Here is a 17,075-nt window from a genome sequence, read left to right as displayed (position 1 = left end):
AAAGCAATGAAAGTCCTATTTCTGGTGCAGAAGGAACAGCGGGCCATCCTCGATCGCCTGTACGACGGCGTCGCGGCCAACTGCGAGTGCGACTTGCGCTGGCTGACCAGCGAAGATCAGCGCAACCTGCGCCGCTACTTCAAGCGTGAAGTGCAGGTCGAGCGTTATGACCGCATCGTCTTCTTCCTGCGCTTCAAGCAGGAAATCCGCCAGGTCGCGTTCATCCGCACGGTGCCCAACCTGGTGATCCTCGAACACGATGCCTACCAGAACTACATCCCTTGCAAGTACACCGGCAAGTTCAGCGCCCATTACCGCAAGTTGCCCTGGGCGCGGGTCATCAGCTCCGGCTACATGGTCAGCGAGCGGCTGCGCCAGGAAGGGTTCGATGCGGTCTTCGTGCCCAAGGGCTACGATGAGCAGCTGCTCAACGACCAGGGCCGCGAGCGTGACATCGAACTGGCCTTCGTCGGCAGCACCAACAGCGTCGCCTACAGTGGGCGCAAGGCGCTGCTGGACGAGCTGGGGCGGGTGGAAAACCTGGTGGTGACCCGTACCAAGTCGGGCGAGGACTACTGCAACACCCTCAACCGCATCCGCTTTTTCGTCAGTGCCGATGTCGGCATGGGCGAGTACATGATCAAGAATTTCGAAGCCATGGCCTGCGGTTGCGTGCTGCTGGCATTCGACCAGGGCGAGGAAGAAAACCGCGCCCTGGGCCTGCAGGACATGCACAACGTGGTGTTCTACGACAGCATTCCGACCCTGCAGGCAAAGCTGAAAACGTTGCGCGCCGACCCTGCGTTGGCACGGCAAATTGCAGAAAACGGGCGCCATTTGGCAGTTTCCCGTTTCAGTTTTGCTGAAGTTGGCCGTAGCATCGTCGACCACATGCGCCCGGCACTGAGGCTGCACCCACCCCTGTCCGCATGGCAGCGGTTGCGCTTGAAGTTGGGAATTTAACCAAAAGAACTTTCGTGCTCACGGACCGGGAACGGGAAGTCGATTGTCGCAACGCGGAGGGAGTCCGGTGCGCTTTTCTGAAGAAAGTGATGTCACGCTTGTCGTGACCAGCTGCGGCCGATTCGACCTGCTCAAGGACACCCTTGAGAGTTTCGATCGCTTTAACACCGCGCCTGTACGTGAAGTATTGATTACCGAAGACTCGGGGGACGATGCCGTGCACGGCGCTGTGCCCGAGCACTGGAAGCCGTATTGCACGGTGTTCGTCAACCGCCCCAAGCTTGGGCAGTTGCCGTCCATCGACCTGGCCTATAGCCGGGTCAGGACGCCTTACATCTTCCACTGTGAAGATGACTGGCAGTTCTATCGCCAGGGTTTCGTGGAAGATTCCCGCACGGTACTGGGCGAGCGCCCCGACCTGTTGCAGGTCTGGTTGCGCAGCTATGCCCATGACCTGGCGATCCACAGCCCTTACATTCACCTGGGTGATCGCCAGGTGATCGCCGGGGTGCCTTGCTACCCTCTGTTGTCGGAAAAGGCCGAGTGGCAGGCGTTTTCGCTCAACCCAGGCTTGCGTCGCCTGAGCGATTATCAGCGCTGTGCGCCATTTGCCGCCTATTCTGGTGAGAAAGCGCTTTCCCGCCGCTATGCTGAGTTAAATCTGACAGCTGTATCGCTGGAGGGTGATGCAGTCTTGCACACGGGGTTTGGCAGCCACGTAACCTTGCCCGAAGAGGTTCAGCGCAAGGCCAAACGGCGCCAGAGAGATCGGATAAAGCTGGCATTGACGCTGGTTATGGGTGCCTTGGTAGGCTTGGGAATATCTTTTTTTGTTCAATGACATCGCTGTCCCACCTGGCTTGCACGGGAGAGGGGCACTAACCCCATGAACATCGTCAACATGATGTGGGCAGGCGGTTCGCCCTACATGTCCATCCACCAGGTGCACCGGCAGGTGTTGTCCAATGCCGGTGCCGATGCCCGTATCAGCAACTGGCTGCTGCTGGGCAGTGGCCTGTGTTGTGGGCTGGGCTCCACGCGTGAATGGCATATGCCTCAGCGGGCGCTGAAAGGGCGCCATCTGTGGCGCCTGTTGCGCCCATGGCTGCGCATGCGCCTGCGCAAGGCGCTGACCGAAGCCCAGGCCGACGTGCTGCTGCTCGATGGCATTGGTGTTGCACGCCTGGCGCTGCCATTGCTGCAGAAGTTTCCTGGCGTGCGGGCGAAAGTGCTGTTCCATGGGCGCACCCGCTTGCAGGCCAGCGACATTCGCCTGCTCAGTGCATTGCCTGCCGAGCGCCTGAGCATCGCCGCGGTTTCGCATACCCTCGCGCAATCGCTGGAGCGAGACCTCGGCCGGCCAGTGCAGACCTTGCGTATGGCCCTGGAGCCAGAGACCTTCCGTCACGCCTTGATGAGCCGGGAGCAGGCGCGACAGGCGCTGGCCTTGCCCTCAGGTAGCGAGCAGGTGATTGGCGCCGTGGGCCGGCTGGTGGAGAGCAAAGGTTTCGATATGTTGATCGAGGCATTTGCCAAAGGCGCGGCCCTGCAACCTCACTTGCACCTGGCAATTATCGGCGACGGCCCGTTGCGTGGGGCGCTGCAGGCGCGGGTCGAGGCGCTGGGCTTGCGCGAACGGGTGCACCTGTGCGGCTACCGCGATGACCTGCGCCAGCTCTACAACGCGCTCGACTGGCTTCTGGTGCCGTCCCGTGCCGAAGGCCTGGGTTTGGTGGTGCAAGAGGCAGTGATGGCCGATGTGCCGGTAATCTGCAGTGACTTGCCGGTATTTCGCGAGCAGCTCGAAGGCGCGGGGCGCTACCTGCCGGTTGGCGATCTCGATGCCTGGGCCGATGCCATCGCGCACTGTGATGCGTGTGGCGCGGCGGCCCTGGCCGCCAGGCAGCGCCAGGCGCTGGCGCCGGAGGCGGCCTGGCTGGCCTTCCAGCATGGCTCGGCGAGCCTGCTGCGCGGCTGAGGTTCAGCGCGCCAGCAGGGCCGCCTCGAAGTCGGCGAGCGGGAAGCGGTCGCCGAGCTTCTCCCGTTCGATGTAGCGCACCATGTGCTGCACATTGCGCCGAACCATCCGTGCCGACAGCGGCGGGCGCAGGAAACGCATGTCTGCCACGTCGATCAGGCCAAGGCGATCGTCAGGCGTTACCACTACATTGCCCAGGTGCAGCGAGCGGAAATACACCCCGCTGCGGTGCAGCTGGCGAATCAGTTCGATCAGGCGCGGCAGGTAGGTGGCCCAGCTGAAGTCGATATCGCGCGACATCTGCAACAGCGTGCGTCCCGGCAGCGGGCGGTACAGCACCGCCGTGCGCCCTGGCAGGTCGAGCTTGTGATAGCTGATCACCTGCAGGGTGGGAATGCCCAGTTGCGCAAGGCGTTCGGCATTGTCGATGAAGCGCTGTGAGTAAGGGCGCAGCAGTGCAGATGAAATCAGACGCTTGCGACGAAAAACCTTGAGGAAATTACCATCCTCGAGCAGGTAGACTTTGGCGCCATGGCTGTCTGCCTCTATCACCTGGGCGCCAAGTGTCAGCTGATCGAAGTCGACCTGGTTGAGCCGGGAGCATTGCATGAATTGAGCCTTGTCGTCTGGCGAACAAAATGACCGGCAATAATGCCGAAAATAATGCGGTAGCACCATGATGGTGTCTTTTGAGTGACCGGGGGAATGGATGTTGTACGAAAAAAACTGGGCACGGGCCTGGTTGGGTTTTGGCTTGGTCTGGTTCGTGGCGGCGATCGCCCTGGCGCCCAGCAACAAGATTTATCAACAAGGCCTGGTGCTGTTTTTATGGCTGCCTACTTTGGTGCTCGCGTGGTCGGCGCGGGCGGTGTATCTGCAGGCGTTCCGGCTCCAGCCGGCGCTATGGGCCTCTCTGCTGGCATTGATGGTGTGGGCGGGGCTGACGCTGGTGTGGTCGACTGCACCGGATCCCGGGCGTGAGGTGAAGCGGCTGGTCTACATCCTGGTGTTTCTGATGGCGTTCCCCTTGCTGGCCCAGGCCGGGCTCGCGCGCATTCGCTGCTTGCTGCAGCTCGGTGCTGGCTTGCTGGCGATTGCCGCACTGATCTCTATCGTCAAGTTCTATGGCGTGCAAGGCCGGCCATTGCTGAATCGTATCGAAGGCATCGGTGAAATATCGCACCCGATTCTCGGCGCCTATGTAATAGGGGCGGCCGTGCTGATGCTGCTCTATCAAATGCCTCGGCAGCGCGCCGCCCAGCTTGGCTGGGTGCTGGCATTGGCATGCCTGGGAGCGTTCATTGCGCTCAGCCAGAGCCGTGGCGCGGTGTTGGCGTTGCTGATTACCGTGGTACTTGCGCCGCTGTGGTTCCGTGACCGTCATAGCCGGCTCTTCGCGGTGCTGGCATTGCTTGCCACCGGTCTTGCCTTTTTCTTTGTCTACGACGTTATCACCCAGCGTGGCTCCTCTTACCGTCCGGAGATTTTCCAGGCGGTGCTGCAGATGATCGGCGAGCGTCCCTGGACGGGGCTGGGGCTGGGTGCCGAATACGATGTGAGAACGGCGAGGAAGGTGTTCGATCACTCGCACAACATGTTCACCCACGTCGCGATCGAGATAGGCCTGCCCGGCATGCTGCTGTGGGTCGCCGCCTGGCTGTTCGCCCTGGGCGAAATCGTGCGTGCCCGGAATACCCTGATGGGCAAGATCCTGCTCGCGCTGTGGGTCTACTCGACCCTGGCCATGCAGTTCGATGCCGCCAGCATCAGCGGAACCCCGCGCGCCGAATGGTTCGTCAGCTGGCTGACGGTCGGCCTGGCCATGTTGTTACCCTGGGGGCGTGCCGAAAAGGGCGCCTGTGGTAAAATTTCCGGTTCAACCTGAACAGCGAGCTCGATGATGGCCGAAACACCGCGACCGGCGGAGCATTCCTCCAGCCTGAAGATCTACTTCCGGCTGCTGAGCTACGTGAAACCCTATGTCGGCATTTTCCTGCTGAGCATCATCGGTTTCGTGATCTTTGCCTCGACCCAGCCCATGCTGGCCGGCATCTTGAAATACTTCGTCGATGGCCTGAGCAACCCCGAAGCGGTGTTGTTCCCCAACGTGCCGTACCTGCGCGACCTGCAGTTGCTGCAGGCGGTGCCGCTGCTGATCATCCTGATCGCCGCCTGGCAGGGGCTGGGGTCGTTCCTGGGCAACTATTTTTTGGCCAAGGTTTCCCTGTGCCTGGTGCATGACCTGCGCGTCGAGTTGTTCAACAAGCTGCTGGTACTGCCCAACCGCTATTTCGACAACCACAACTCCGGGCACCTGATCTCGCGCATCACCTTCAACGTGACCATGGTCACCGGCGCCGCCACTGACGCGATCAAGGTGGTTATCCGCGAAGGCCTGACGGTGGTGTTCCTGTTCGCCTACCTGCTGTGGATGAACTGGCACCTGACCCTGGTGATGGTCGCCATCCTGCCGGTGATCGCGGTGATGGTCAGCGTCGCCAGCAAGAAATTCCGCAAGCAGAGCAAGAAGATCCAGGTGGCCATGGGCGACGTGACCCACGTCGCGTCCGAAACCATCCAGGGTTACCGTGTGGTGCGCAGCTTCGGCGGCGAAGCCTACGAGCAGCAGCGCTTCGGTCGCGCCAGCCAGAGCAACACCGACAAGCAGCTGCGCATGACCAAGACCGGTTCGCTGTATACGCCGATGCTGCAGCTGGTGATCTACAGCGCCATGGCCGCGTTGATGTTCCTGGTGCTGTTCCTGCGCGGTGAGTCCACCGCCGGTGACCTGGTGGCCTACATCACGGCCGCGGGCCTGCTGCCCAAGCCGATCCGCCAGCTTTCGGAAGTCAGCTCGACCATCCAGAAGGGCCTGGCCGGCGCCGAAAGCATCTTCGAGCAGCTGGACGAGGAGCCTGAGCTCGATACCGGCGCGGTCGAGAAGGAGCGCGTGCAGGGGCGCCTGGAAGTGCGCAACCTGAGCTTCACCTACCCGAACACCGAACGCGAAGTGCTCAGCGATATCAGCTTCGTCGCCGAACCTGGGCAGATGATTGCCCTGGTGGGCCGCTCCGGCAGCGGCAAGTCGACCCTGGCGGCGCTGATTCCGCGCTTCTATCACCACAGCAAAGGGCAGATCCTGCTCGATGGCGTGGAAATCGAGGACTATCGCTTGCGCAACCTGCGCAAGCACGTGTCGCAGGTGACCCAGCATGTGACCCTGTTCAACGACACGGTGGCCAACAACATCGCCTACGGCGACCTGGCCGGCGCCCCGCGCGCGGACATCGAAGCGGCAGCGGCCGACGCCTATGCCAAGGAGTTCGTCGACCGCCTGCCCAAAGGCTTCGACACCGAGGTGGGCGAAAACGGCGTGCTGCTCTCCGGCGGCCAGCGCCAGCGCCTGGCAATTGCCCGGGCCTTGCTGAAGAACGCCCCGCTGCTGATCCTCGACGAAGCGACCTCGGCCCTGGACACCGAATCCGAACGGCATATCCAGGCCGCGCTGGACCACGTGATGCAAGGCCGTACCACCCTGGTGATCGCTCACCGCCTGTCGACCATCGAGAAGGCCGACCAGATCCTGGTCATGGACCAGGGCCGCCTGGTGGAACGTGGCACCCATGCCGAGCTGCTGGCTGCAAATGGCCATTATGCCCGCCTGCATGCCATGGGCCTGGACGAGCCGACCAAGGCCGATATCACCTGAGCCTACCTTGATCGGGGCCTTGCGGCCCCGATTGTCACTGGAATTTTCCAGGGCCCGATCTGGCCGTAAAGCCCTCGACTGCCCTGTGCTAATATCCTGCCCCTGTTCATTATTTTCATATGGGTTGCCCATGAAGTTGTCCATGCCGCGTTTCGATCAAGCCCCGGTACTGGTGGTCGGCGATGTCATGCTCGACCGCTACTGGCATGGCGGTACTTCGCGTATTTCGCCTGAAGCGCCGGTGCCGGTGGTCAAGGTCGATCAGATCGAGGATCGCCCCGGCGGCGCGGCCAACGTTGCCTTGAACATCGCCGCCCTGGGCGCGCCGGCTTCGCTGATCGGCGTGACCGGCCAGGATGAGGCCGCCGACAGCCTGGCCAACAGCCTGCAGGCCGCCGGCGTACGCTCGGTATTCCAGCGCATCGCCCACCAGCCGACCATCGTCAAGCTGCGGGTCATGAGCCGCCACCAGCAACTGCTGCGCATCGATTTCGAAGAGCCCTTTGCCACCGACCCGCTGTCGCTGGGCACTGAAGTCGACAGCCTGCTCGAGGGCGTCAAGGTGCTGGTGCTGTCCGACTACGGCAAGGGCGCGCTGAAGAACCACCAGAGCCTGATCCAGGCCGCCCGTGCCAAGGGCATTCCGGTGCTGGCCGACCCCAAGGGCAAGGACTTTTCCATCTACCGCGGCGCCAGCCTGATCACCCCGAACTTGAGCGAGTTCGAAACCATCGTCGGCCGCTGCGCCGACGAGGCCGAACTGGTCGCCAAGGGCCTGCAGCTGCTGCAGGACCTGGACCTGGGTGCCTTGCTGGTAACCCGTGGCGAGCATGGCATGACCCTGCTGCGCATCGGCCAGCCGGCGCTGCACCTGCCGGCCCGTGCCCGTGAAGTGTTCGATGTGACCGGTGCCGGCGATACCGTGATCTCCACCCTGGCGGCGGCCATTGCCGCGGGTGAAGACCTGCCGCATGCCGTGGCCCTGGCCAACCTCGCGGCCGGCATCGTGGTCGGCAAGCTGGGTACCGCGGCCATCAGCGCACCTGAACTGCGCCGCGCGATCCAGCGCGAGGAAGGTTCCGAGCGTGGTGTGCTGGGCCTGGAGCAGCTGCTGCTGGCGATCGACGACGCGCGTGCGCACAACGAGAAGATCGTGTTCACCAACGGTTGCTTCGACATCCTGCATGCCGGCCACGTGACCTACCTCGAGCAGGCGCGCGCCCAGGGCGATCGCTTGATCGTCGCGGTCAACGACGATGCGTCGGTCAGCCGCCTGAAAGGGCCGGGTCGGCCGATCAACAGCGTCGATCGGCGCATGGCGGTGCTGGCGGGGCTGGGTGCGGTGGACTGGGTCATCAGCTTCCCCGAAGGCACGCCGGAAAACCTGCTGAGCCAGGTCAAGCCGGATGTACTGGTCAAGGGCGGTGACTATGGCATCGACCAGGTGGTCGGCGCCGATATCGTCCGCGCCTATGGCGGCACGGTGAAAGTGCTGGGGCTGGTCGAGAACAGCTCGACCACGGCGATCGTCGAGAAAATCCGCAAGAACTGATGTAGCCGGGGCCGCAGGGCGGCCCCGTATCACTTGTGCAGGGTAGTGCGCGCCCGCTCCAGCAGCGCCCGCGCCTTGTCGCCAAAGCGCTGCAGGTGTGAGGCCGGCTCTGCCTTGCGCTCCACCAGGCCCTGCTGCTTCACCCAGTCCCTCCAGCGGATGCGCTCCTCGGCAACCACCCAGCCGCTCTGCCTGGCAAAGCTTTCGGCCAGGTACAGCCCGCGGGTGCTCGCCGGCACCAGTTCGTCCTTCTTCAGCGTGTACAGCTCGGCCAGTGGCTGACCGTCTTGCAGTGGCATCAGGTACAGGTCTGGCCGTTTGCGGTTCAGCCGTGCCACCAGCTGCCCGCCTTCGAGCCGTTCATCGACGTGGAACAAGCTCAGCTTCTTGGCTTCTTTGGGCACTTGCAGGCGCATGTCGTAGATCAGCTGCAACGATGCCGTTGGCAGGTGAACATAGGCACGCGGGCGCTCCAACAGCATCAGGTTGCCGCAATGTACGGCGCGCGCGGCGCCGGACTCTGGCGTCAGCACGAAGGGCAGGGCTTCGCGGTAATGCAGGGCTGCGGCATAAGGCGCCGGCAGCCAGGTGTCGTTGAAGCGCCCGCCCAGCCAGCCCTCTGGCGTTTCCAGCAGGCATTCCTCGGCCACTTCCTGCACGGCAGTGTGCAGCGGCAAGTTGAGTTCCTGGGCCGGGACATAGCCTGAGATCAGCTTCAGCACCACATCGCCACGGTCCTGGCGGCGTTGCCGGACCAGTACCCAGTAATCACGCTGCTGCCAGTGCAGGGTCAGGCGCACTGAAACGCCGAGGTTGGCCAGCTCGACCACGAAGCGCTGGTTGTCAGGCAGTTGGATGGCCTTGCGCCGCTGCTGGGTCTGGGCGAAGTTCAGCGGCATGCCGATGCTCTGGTAGACCAGGCTTTCGGCCGTGGCCTCGACATGCAGTGGCAGCGTCTTGAAGTTGCTTGGGTTCTTGCGGATCAGGGTACGCGGCACGAGGCTCCTCCTTGCGTCGGGCCCGTTTCCAGGCCCTGGGGTGGGGTCAACTCAATGCTGGCCCAGGATGCGGGCGACGGTGGCCACGTTATGGGCCAGGTGCAACGGATTGATGGTGCCGACGATAGCACTGCTCACGCCCGGGTGGGAGAACAGCAACTCGAAGCTGGCCTGGACCGGGTCGACACCCGGCGCCAGGCAGATATGCCCGCTGGCCAGGGCTTTCTTCACCAGGATGGCCTTGCCGTGTTCGGCAGCGTAGTCCAGCACCGGGCGCTCCGCCTGCTCGTTGAGGTTGTAGGTGACCATCGCGCAATCACCTTGCTCCAGGGCCTTGAGGCCGCCGGCCACGGTCTTGCCGGAGAGGCCGAAGCCAAGAATCTTGCCTTCCTGCTTGAGCGCGGCGAGGGCCTGGTAAACCTCGGTCTGCTCGAGGATCGCCAAATCGTTGCCGTCGGAATGCACCAGCACCAGTTCGATGCGGTCGGTTTCCAGGCGCTGCAGGCTCCGCTCCACCGAATTGCGGGTATGGGCGGCACTGAAGTCGAAGTGCGACTGGCCGTTCTCGAACTCTTCACCGACCTTGCTGACGATCACCCATTCATCGCGCTGGCCGCGCAGCAGTGGGCCCAGGCGTTCCTCGCTGCGACCGTAAGCTGGCGCCGTGTCGATCAGGTTGATGCCCAGCTCGCGGGCCTGGGCCAGCAGCAGGCGGGCTTCGTCGTCGCCGGGGATGGTGAAGCCGGAGGGGTATTTCACGCCCTGGTCGCGGCCGAGCTTGACCGTGCCCAGGCCCAGGGGCGACACGCTGAAGCCGGTGCTGCCCAGGGGGCGGTGGAAGTCGTGCAGGGTCGGCAGGGTCATGGCAGCAGTTGCTCCCAGGCCGCTACGCCGAGGGGCGGGCGTGGCAGGTCGGCCAGGTCGGCCTGGGCCTGGGGGCGGATGCCGTCGCGTTCCAGGTGGCTGAGCACCCGGTCGCTGAAGTCCGGTGCCAGGGCCAGCTTGGTCGGCCACCCCACCAGCAGGCGCTGCTGGTCGGCGAGAAACGCGTTGTCCGGGCGTACCAGGCCGGACTGCGCAGGTTCGGCGCGATCCACCCGCAGGGTGGCCCAGCGTACCTGGCTCTGGTCGACCCACGGCAGCAACTGGGCGACTTCCTTCTGCGCGGCGGCAATCTGCGCGGCGGGCTCGCGGGCGACCCCGTCGGCTTCGGCCAGGTCGCCGCCCATGTACCACACCCATTGGCCATCGGCGGCCGGGTGAGTGGTGATCGTCACCCTGGGCTTGGTGCCGCCGCCCAGGCAGTGGGCATAGAGCGGTTTGAGGTTGGCGCCTTTAGCCATGACCATGTGCAGTGGGCGTGTCTGCATGGCGGGCTGCTGCAGGCCCAGGGCGTGCAACAGCTCTTCGGTGCCGGCGCCTGCGCTCAGCACCACGCGCTGGGCGCGGATCTCGCGGCCGTCGACGCGCAGGCCGAGCAGTTCGTCGCCGTCGCGCAGCGGTTCGATGCGCTCGCCGGCCAGCAGGCTGTCTCCTGCCAGTTCGGCCAGGTTGGCCAGCAGGCTGGGCACGTCGATCACCAGCTCGGCCAGGCGATACACCTTGCCCTTGAAGGCGCGGTCCTGCAGGGCCGGCGGCAGCTGCTCGCCCTTGACCTGTTCGACCCGGGTGCGCACGGCCTTGCTGGCGAAGAAGCTGGTGAGGTTGCCGGCCAGGGTGCCGGGCGACCACAGGTAATGCGCATCGGACAGCAGGCGGGTGCGGCCGAGGTCGAGCTCGCCGCTGCCAGCCAGCGCTTCGCGCCAGCGCCGCGGCATGTCGGCGATGGCCTCGGAGGCGCCGGTCAGGGCGCCGTGCAAGGCGTACTTGGTGCCGCCGTGGATGATGCCCTGGGACTTGATGGTCTGCTCGCCGCCGAGGCTGGCGCGTTCCACCAGCACGGTCGAATAGCCCAGGCGACGCAGCCGGGCATTGAGCCACAGGCCTGCGACCCCGGCGCCGACGATCAGCACGTCAGTGGAAATGGCGGTTGGCATGGCGGTACCTCGAAGACTGGGACAGCTGGCAAGTATACAGCCCGCATCAATGCCCGGCAGTTTTCGAGAACAGCTGGATCACCACCACCCCGCCAACGATCATCGCCATGCCCAGCATCGCCGGCACATCCAGCTTCTGCCCGTAGACCACCAGCGCGGCCACGCTGATCAGCACGATGCCCAGGCCCGACCAGATCGCATAGGCGATGCCCACCGGGATGCTGCGCACCACCAGGGTCAGCATCCAGAACGCGATACCATAGCCGACCACCATCAGCAGCAACGGCAACGGCGTGCTCAGGCCCTTCACCGCCTTCATGGAGGCGGTGGCGATGACTTCGGCGCAGATGGCGATGGCGAGGTAGGTGTAGGCGTTCATGGTGCGATTCTCCGGTGACTGGTCGAGCATTCTAGACGCCCCTCGGATGCGGTAAAGTCATTACCTATCGTTATGGGAGATAGGTTGATGGCAGAACGTTGGGACCTGGAGCAACTGCGGCTGTTCGCCCGGGTGGCCGAACTGCGGTCGTTTTCTGCCGTTGCGCGCGAGCAGCGCAAGGCGCAATCGGCGGTCAGCAATGCCATTGCGCTGCTGGAAGCCGACCTGGGCGTCACCCTGTTCGAGCGCAGCAGTGGCCGGCAGCCCAAACTCACCGAAAACGGCACGGCGCTGCTGCAGGATGCCCGTGAACTGCTGCGCCAGTGCGAGCACCTGGATGGCCGGGCACTGGCCCTGATGCGTGGCCAGGAAGCGCTGTTGCGGGTGGCCCAGGATGAAGCCATGCCTTACCAGCCGGTCATCGACAGCCTCGACGAGCTGGCCAGCCGCTACCCGCACCTGGAAGTGCAACTGGCCAGCGGTGCCCAGGGCGACGTGGCGCGCAAGCTGGCGGAGCGGCGCGCGGACCTGGGGTTGTTCTTCCACCACGAAAGCATGCCCGCCGCGCTGGAACGGCGCACCCTGGGCAGTGTGGAGATGGTCACGGTGTGTGCGGTCGACCATCCGCTGGCGCGTGAAGGCCGGGTCACCCGCCAGCAGCTGGCACGCCACCGCCAATTGCTCATCACCCCGCAGCAGAGCGGCTACCCTGGTGGCGAGGCGATCAGCCCGCAGGTCTGGCGCGCCGACAGCTTCTACGCCATGGCCGAGCTGCTGATGCGCGGCCTGGGCTGGGCCTGGCTGCCGCGGCATGTGGTGCAGTACCCCACCTACCAGGCGCAGATGGTCGAGCTGCACAGCGAATGGCGCCCGCCTGCCCTGGTGGTGGAACTGGCCTGGCGCCGCGACGAGCCCTTGGGCCCGGCCGCGCAATGGCTGGCCGAGCGCTTTGCGGTACACCTGCGTGCGATCGGGTAGACTTCGCCGCCATGAACAGAACTCTCTATACCCTGCTGTTTCACCTGGGCCTGCCACTGGTTGCGCTGCGCCTGTACCTGCGTGCCCGCAAGGCGCCGGCCTATGGCCAGCGTATCGGTGAGCGCTTTGCCCGCAACCTGCCGGCCATGCGCCAGGGCGGCATCTGGGTGCATGCGGTATCGGTCGGCGAAAGCATCGCGGCCGCGCCCATGGTGCGCGCGCTGCTCAAGGCCTACCCGGACCTGCCGATCACGCTCACCTGCATGACCCCGACCGGTTCCGAGCGCATTCGCGCCCTGTTCGCCGATGAACCGCGCATCCAGCATTGCTACCTGCCCTACGACCTGCCGTGGGCGGCGGGGCGCTTTCTCGACCATGTGCGCCCCTGCCTGGGCATCATCATGGAAACCGAGCTGTGGCCCAACCACATCCACCAGTGCGCCAAGCGCGGCATTCCGGTGGCCCTGGCCAACGCCCGCTTGTCCGAGCGCTCGGCCCGTGGCTATGCACGCTTTGCCAGGCTGACCCGGCCCATGCTCGCCGAGATGAACCTGATCGCCGTGCAGACCGAAACCGAGGCGCAGCGCTTTCGCGACCTGGGCGCCCGTGCCGAGTGCGTGCAGGTGACAGGTTCGATCAAGTTCGACCTGAAGATCGACGCGCAACTGCTGCCGCGCGCCAGGGCACTGCGTGAGCAGTGGGGCGCGAATCAGCGCCCGGTGTGGATCGCCGCCAGTACCCATGAGGGCGAGGATGCGGTGATCCTGCAGGCGCACCAGAAGCTGTTGCAGGTGCACGCCGATGCGCTGCTCATCCTGGTGCCGCGCCACCCCGAGCGGTTCGATGCGGTGCATGCCCTGTGCAGCCAGCAGTTCGCCACGGTACGCCGTTCCGCCGGCACGGCGGTCGACGCCCAGACCCAGGTGCTGCTGGGCGACACCATGGGCGAGTTGCTGTTCCTGTATGCGCTGGCCGACATCGCCTTCGTCGGCGGCAGCCTGGTCGCCACCGGCGGGCACAACCCGCTCGAGCCTGCGGCTTTGGCGTTGCCAGTGATCATGGGGCCGCACGTGTTCAACTTCCTGGAGATCAGCGCGATGCTGCGCGAGGCAGGCGCCCTGCAGCAGGTGGATGATGCCGATGGCTTGGCAGAGGCCGTGCGGCGGCTCATCGAGCTGCCGCAGGATGCCCGGCGCATGGGCGCGGCCGGGCAGGCGGTGATGCAGCGTAATCAGGGGGCGCTGCAGCGGTTGCTGGACGCCCTGGGGCGGCTTGTCACAGGCTGAGTGGATAGAGGGCCACGAAGCCCTGGAAGTCATTGCTGTCTTTCATGCGGATCCCTCCGCCGACTACCAGGCGGGGAGGGTCCTGCAGCAACAGCATGCTGTTTGCCAGTGTAGTTTCTTTGCCGATTACCACGCCTTCCGGGAATTCTTCCTGCACCAGGCCATGCTGGTCGAAAGCGGCAGCGACGAAACCTGGAGTGGGGAAGGCAATGACGCCACCGACAGCGTAGATTCGCTCCTCCTGGCGCTTGTTCAGTCGCGAGGCCACCTGCAGGAACGAGGTCTCGTAGCCTTTGAGCTCGAGGTGGAAGGGGCGGCCGTTGTTGAAGCCCGCATCGAGGCTGCCATCGAGGGCATCGAGCCGCGCCACCAGCGCCCTTCGCTGGCCATTCACGTGAGTCATGCCAACGACCGTCACCGCGCGCTGGTCGGGCGAGAAGGTCAGGTTCATCAGGTTCACGCTGTCTTCATGCTCGAGCGTCACCACTCCCTTGCCGTTGAAACCATCGATCGGCCTGCCGGACATGTCGTAGGTGGCAATGATGCCCTTGGCGCCAGCATTGCCGATGACCACGATCACGTCTTCGCTGCGCAGCGCAGCATTGGTCAGTTCGAAGCCCTCGGCGCCTTGTGGCGCTGGTTTGAGCTTGCCGCCATCGCCGAAGCTGCAGTCGAGGTCGCCGTTTTCCTTGAGGCGCAGCAAGTAACCGGTTTCTGCCGACGCGACCAGGTAGCCACCGCCCGGCAGGGTGATGTGGGAGGTGGACGAGGGTGCTGCGTAGCTTGCCATCGCCGTTGTCTGGACGCTCAAGGCTCTGGCCGGGGTAGCCTGCCTCGATGCCAGGTCACGCAGGACCTTGGTGCCAGAGTCACCAAACGAGGTGTCCAGCGAGCCGGTCGATTTGAGCCTTGCAAACGCCGGGTAGAGATCATCGCCCCACAGCGCGCCGGCGAGGAACAGGGTGCCGTCTTGGCGGGGTTGGGCCGATAGCCCGAAGAACAGCTCGTCACCTGGCTCGAAATAGTGCGTGGCCAGCAGGGTTTCCTGTTTTTCGCGATCCAGGCTTGTCACGGTGAAGGCGCTGTCCTCCAAGGCCGAGTTGCCGGTAAGGAGCAGCAAGTCCTTGGATCCCGGCGCGAGGCTGACGGTGCCGACCTCGCCGGTCTTGTTCAGGTAGATGAAGTCCGGGTTCTACTGGTTCTGCTTGCAGTTCATGTTCTTTCCATCCTCATTGGCCGATGTTGGCGAACGCTTTCGGCGAATGTAGGAGGAAGTGCAAAGCTGCGTAACTGTCAGAAATGCTAGGCAAGCCCTGAAGAGACGCCCCTTCAGGGCCGAGCCGGCAGCTTAGGGTTTGCGCTCGAAGTTCTTGGCGGCAGCGGCTGCCAGGTCCGGTGGCAGGAAGTCCTTGTCCGGGTTGTAGTCAGCCTTCAGGTAGCGCTTGAGGTCGATCAAATCCTGCGGGCTCAGGGTGCCGGCGGCCTGCTTCAGGCTCAGGTTGTCGAGGATGTAGTCATAGCGGCTGTTGTTGTAGTCGCGCACCGACGTGTACAGCTGGCGCTGGGCATCGAGCACGTCGACGATATTGCGGGTACCGACCTGGTAGCCGATTTCGGTCGCTTCCAGCGCGCTCTGGTTGGAAATGATCGATTGCTTGCGTGCCTGCACCTGTTCCACGTCGGTGTTCACGGCGCGGTGCAGGTTGCGGGTGTTCTCCACCACCTGGCGGCGCAGGCTTTCGCGCTGCTGCTCGCTCTGGCTCAGGCGCTGGTAGGCCTCGCGCACCTGCGAGCTGATCAGGCCGCCGCTGTAGATCGGGATATTCAGCTGCAGGCCGATGCTGGTCTGCTCAACGTCGCCGCCATAGCGCTGGCCGGGGAAGGGCGAGGGGTTGTTGAAGCCGAAGTTGTCGTTGTCGCCTTTCTCGTAGCGGGCCACCGCATCGAGGGTCGGCGCGTGCCCGGCCTTGCGCTGGCGCAAGGTTTCCTCGGCGGCGTCGACGGCATGGTTGGTGGCCAGCAGGTTGAGGTTCTGGCGCCCGGCGGTTTCCACCCAGGCCTTGGCGTCGTTGGGGGTCGGCACCTGGATCGGCAAGGTGTGGACCACACCCTGGATCGAGCTGTACTCGCGGTTGGTCAGCGTGACCAGCGCCTCGAAGGCATCCTGCACCTGGCGCTCGGCGATGATCCGGTTGGCGCGCGCGGTGTCGTAGCTGGCCTGGGACTGCAGCACGTCGGTCTTGTCGGAAAGGCCGACATCGAAACGTTCATTGGACTGGTCGAGCTGGCGCTTGAAGGCGGCCTCCTCGGCCTTGGTCGCGGCCAGGTTGTCCTGGGCGCGCAGCACCGCGAAGTAGTTTTGCGCGGTCTGCAGGATCAGGTTCTGCTCGGTCGCCGACAGCTCCAGCGCCGCCTGCTCGTTGACCGCCTCGGCTGCCTGCAGCTGGAACCAGCGGTCGGCGCGGAAGATCGGCTGCGAAAGGGTGGCGTTCCACGAGTTGCCACTGCGGTTGCTGGTGGTCGACGGCTCGTCGAGCTTGGTGCGCGTGCTGAGCATCTCGGCACCGGCCGAGAGGTTCGGCAGCAGGCCGGCGCGGGCCTGGGGCACCACTTCGCGGCGGGCGCCATAATCGGCGCGGGCGGCAGCAAGATCGGCGTTGTTGTCTACCGCTTCCTGGTAGACGCTGACCAGATCGGTCTTCACCGTCGTGGGCACATCCGCTGCCCAGACCACTCCGTTGGACGCACAAGACACGGCAATCGCCAGTGAGAGTTTGCGCAGCATAAGAGGCAATCCTTGTACGAAATTGTAATTTCTGAACTGTTGAGTATCGAATGACGGGCCAGTGTAGTGCCGTGAGCAGTCGGCAACAATCGCCGAGTGCGCCTTTCATCATCGCTACGTTTTACCCGCTTGGCTTAGCCGACCACTCCAGTCTAGACTGCGCATGTTCTTGTCGGGGTGCCTTGAAGCAAAGGCTGAGATCGCAGAGGTGCGGATCCCGTTGAACCTGATCAGGTTAGCGCCTGCGTAGGGAACAAGATTGCTCGCCTTCCCGGGGAGCCTCTTGTGCCAGGTCCGGGAATGTCGCAGCTGCATGCAGCTCAAGGCACCCCTCCATCCGGCACTGCACACCCGTCAAGGGGTGCGTTCGCGTCTTTCAGGTTCTCCCCGACATTCCACCCGCAAGGAAGA

Annotated in this window: 15 protein-coding genes and 1 riboswitch; of the genes, 8 read left to right on the top strand and 7 right to left on the bottom strand. The window is 64.3% G+C overall.

Going from position 1 to position 17,075, the window contains the following annotated elements; genetic code table 11:
* Positions 1 to 6: 6 nt before the first annotated feature.
* The 3 genes from ACIPG5_RS04250 to ACIPG5_RS04240 all read left to right on the top strand — a co-directional run bounded on the left by ACIPG5_RS04250 (position 7) and on the right by ACIPG5_RS04240 (position 2,941).
* Positions 7 to 963: a glycosyltransferase gene (locus ACIPG5_RS04250; protein ID WP_176516152.1), complete on the top strand. Its 957-nt coding sequence runs from the start codon at positions 7 to 9 to the stop codon at positions 961 to 963.
* A gap of 67 nt (positions 964 to 1,030) precedes the next feature.
* Positions 1,031 to 1,804, top strand: a complete 774-nt coding sequence (locus ACIPG5_RS04245; RefSeq protein WP_176516150.1) for a glycosyltransferase family 2 protein — start codon at positions 1,031 to 1,033, stop codon at positions 1,802 to 1,804.
* 45 nt (positions 1,805 to 1,849) lie between these two features.
* Positions 1,850 to 2,941 (top strand): glycosyltransferase, encoded by a 1,092-nt coding sequence (locus tag ACIPG5_RS04240; protein WP_176516148.1) that lies wholly within the window; start codon positions 1,850 to 1,852, stop codon positions 2,939 to 2,941.
* Positions 2,942 to 2,944: 3 nt separating this feature from the next.
* Here ACIPG5_RS04240 and ACIPG5_RS04235 read toward each other — a convergent pair whose 3' ends face one another.
* Entirely contained in the window at positions 2,945 to 3,550 is a 606-nt protein-coding gene (locus ACIPG5_RS04235; protein WP_176516146.1) for a toluene tolerance protein, read from the bottom strand.
* A gap of 100 nt (positions 3,551 to 3,650) precedes the next feature.
* On the opposite strand from ACIPG5_RS04235, the gene ACIPG5_RS04230 reads away from it, so the two are divergent.
* The 3 genes from ACIPG5_RS04230 to hldE all read left to right on the top strand — a co-directional run bounded on the left by ACIPG5_RS04230 (position 3,651) and on the right by hldE (position 8,202).
* Entirely contained in the window at positions 3,651 to 4,826 is a 1,176-nt protein-coding gene (locus tag ACIPG5_RS04230; protein ID WP_176516145.1) for an O-antigen ligase, read from the top strand.
* A 15-nt stretch (positions 4,827 to 4,841) separates the two neighbouring features.
* On the top strand, positions 4,842 to 6,650 hold the full coding sequence (gene msbA, locus ACIPG5_RS04225; RefSeq protein ID WP_401373489.1) for a lipid A export permease/ATP-binding protein MsbA: 1,809 nt from the start codon (positions 4,842 to 4,844) through the stop codon (positions 6,648 to 6,650).
* Positions 6,651 to 6,780: 130 nt separating this feature from the next.
* Positions 6,781 to 8,202 (top strand): bifunctional D-glycero-beta-D-manno-heptose-7-phosphate kinase/D-glycero-beta-D-manno-heptose 1-phosphate adenylyltransferase HldE, encoded by a 1,422-nt coding sequence (hldE, locus tag ACIPG5_RS04220; RefSeq protein ID WP_176516141.1) that lies wholly within the window; start codon positions 6,781 to 6,783, stop codon positions 8,200 to 8,202.
* 29 nt (positions 8,203 to 8,231) lie between these two features.
* Here hldE and ACIPG5_RS04215 read toward each other — a convergent pair whose 3' ends face one another.
* Genes ACIPG5_RS04215 through ACIPG5_RS04200 form a run of 4 tightly spaced genes read right to left on the bottom strand, consistent with a single transcriptional unit; the run spans position 8,232 to position 11,615 of the window.
* A complete protein-coding gene (locus ACIPG5_RS04215) occupies positions 8,232 to 9,200 on the bottom strand; it encodes a metal ABC transporter ATPase (protein ID WP_401373487.1) in 969 nt (322 codons plus the stop codon).
* A 51-nt stretch (positions 9,201 to 9,251) separates the two neighbouring features.
* A complete protein-coding gene (locus tag ACIPG5_RS04210) occupies positions 9,252 to 10,064 on the bottom strand; it encodes an aldo/keto reductase (RefSeq protein WP_401373485.1) in 813 nt (270 codons plus the stop codon).
* A complete protein-coding gene (locus tag ACIPG5_RS04205) occupies positions 10,061 to 11,236 on the bottom strand; it encodes an NAD(P)/FAD-dependent oxidoreductase (protein WP_401373483.1) in 1,176 nt (391 codons plus the stop codon). Before ACIPG5_RS04205 ends, ACIPG5_RS04210 begins: the two co-directional genes overlap by 4 nt.
* Before the next feature lie 46 nt (positions 11,237 to 11,282).
* Entirely contained in the window at positions 11,283 to 11,615 is a 333-nt protein-coding gene (locus tag ACIPG5_RS04200; RefSeq protein ID WP_054887895.1) for a multidrug efflux SMR transporter, read from the bottom strand.
* Between the two features lie 87 nt (positions 11,616 to 11,702).
* Here ACIPG5_RS04200 and ACIPG5_RS04195 point away from each other — a divergent pair, with 87 nt between their 5' ends.
* Positions 11,703 to 12,593, top strand: coding sequence for a LysR family transcriptional regulator (locus tag ACIPG5_RS04195; protein ID WP_286915276.1), 891 nt, complete (start codon positions 11,703 to 11,705; stop codon positions 12,591 to 12,593).
* Between the two features lie 11 nt (positions 12,594 to 12,604).
* Positions 12,605 to 13,879, top strand: a complete 1,275-nt coding sequence (gene waaA, locus ACIPG5_RS04190) for a lipid IV(A) 3-deoxy-D-manno-octulosonic acid transferase (protein ID WP_401373481.1) — start codon at positions 12,605 to 12,607, stop codon at positions 13,877 to 13,879.
* Here the strand turns inward: waaA and ACIPG5_RS04185 are convergent.
* Positions 13,869 to 14,999, bottom strand: a complete 1,131-nt coding sequence (locus ACIPG5_RS04185; RefSeq protein WP_401373479.1) for a hypothetical protein — start codon at positions 14,997 to 14,999, stop codon at positions 13,869 to 13,871. The genes waaA and ACIPG5_RS04185 overlap by 11 nt on opposite strands.
* A 228-nt stretch (positions 15,000 to 15,227) precedes the next feature.
* The gene (locus ACIPG5_RS04180; protein ID WP_176516127.1) at positions 15,228 to 16,664 is read right to left on the bottom strand and encodes a TolC family outer membrane protein; all 1,437 of its coding nucleotides are present in this window, start codon (positions 16,662 to 16,664) and stop codon (positions 15,228 to 15,230) included.
* Positions 16,665 to 16,827: 163 nt separating this feature from the next.
* A riboswitch (TPP riboswitch) is annotated at positions 16,828 to 16,934 on the top strand.
* Positions 16,935 to 17,075: the final 141 nt, after the last annotated feature.

The organism is Pseudomonas sp. NPDC087029 (assembly GCF_044745345.1).
GTDB lineage: Bacteria > Pseudomonadota > Gammaproteobacteria > Pseudomonadales > Pseudomonadaceae > Aquipseudomonas > Aquipseudomonas faucium.
The sequence above is the reverse complement of the archived record's forward strand: the minus strand, read 5'-3'. Positions and strand labels throughout refer to the sequence as shown.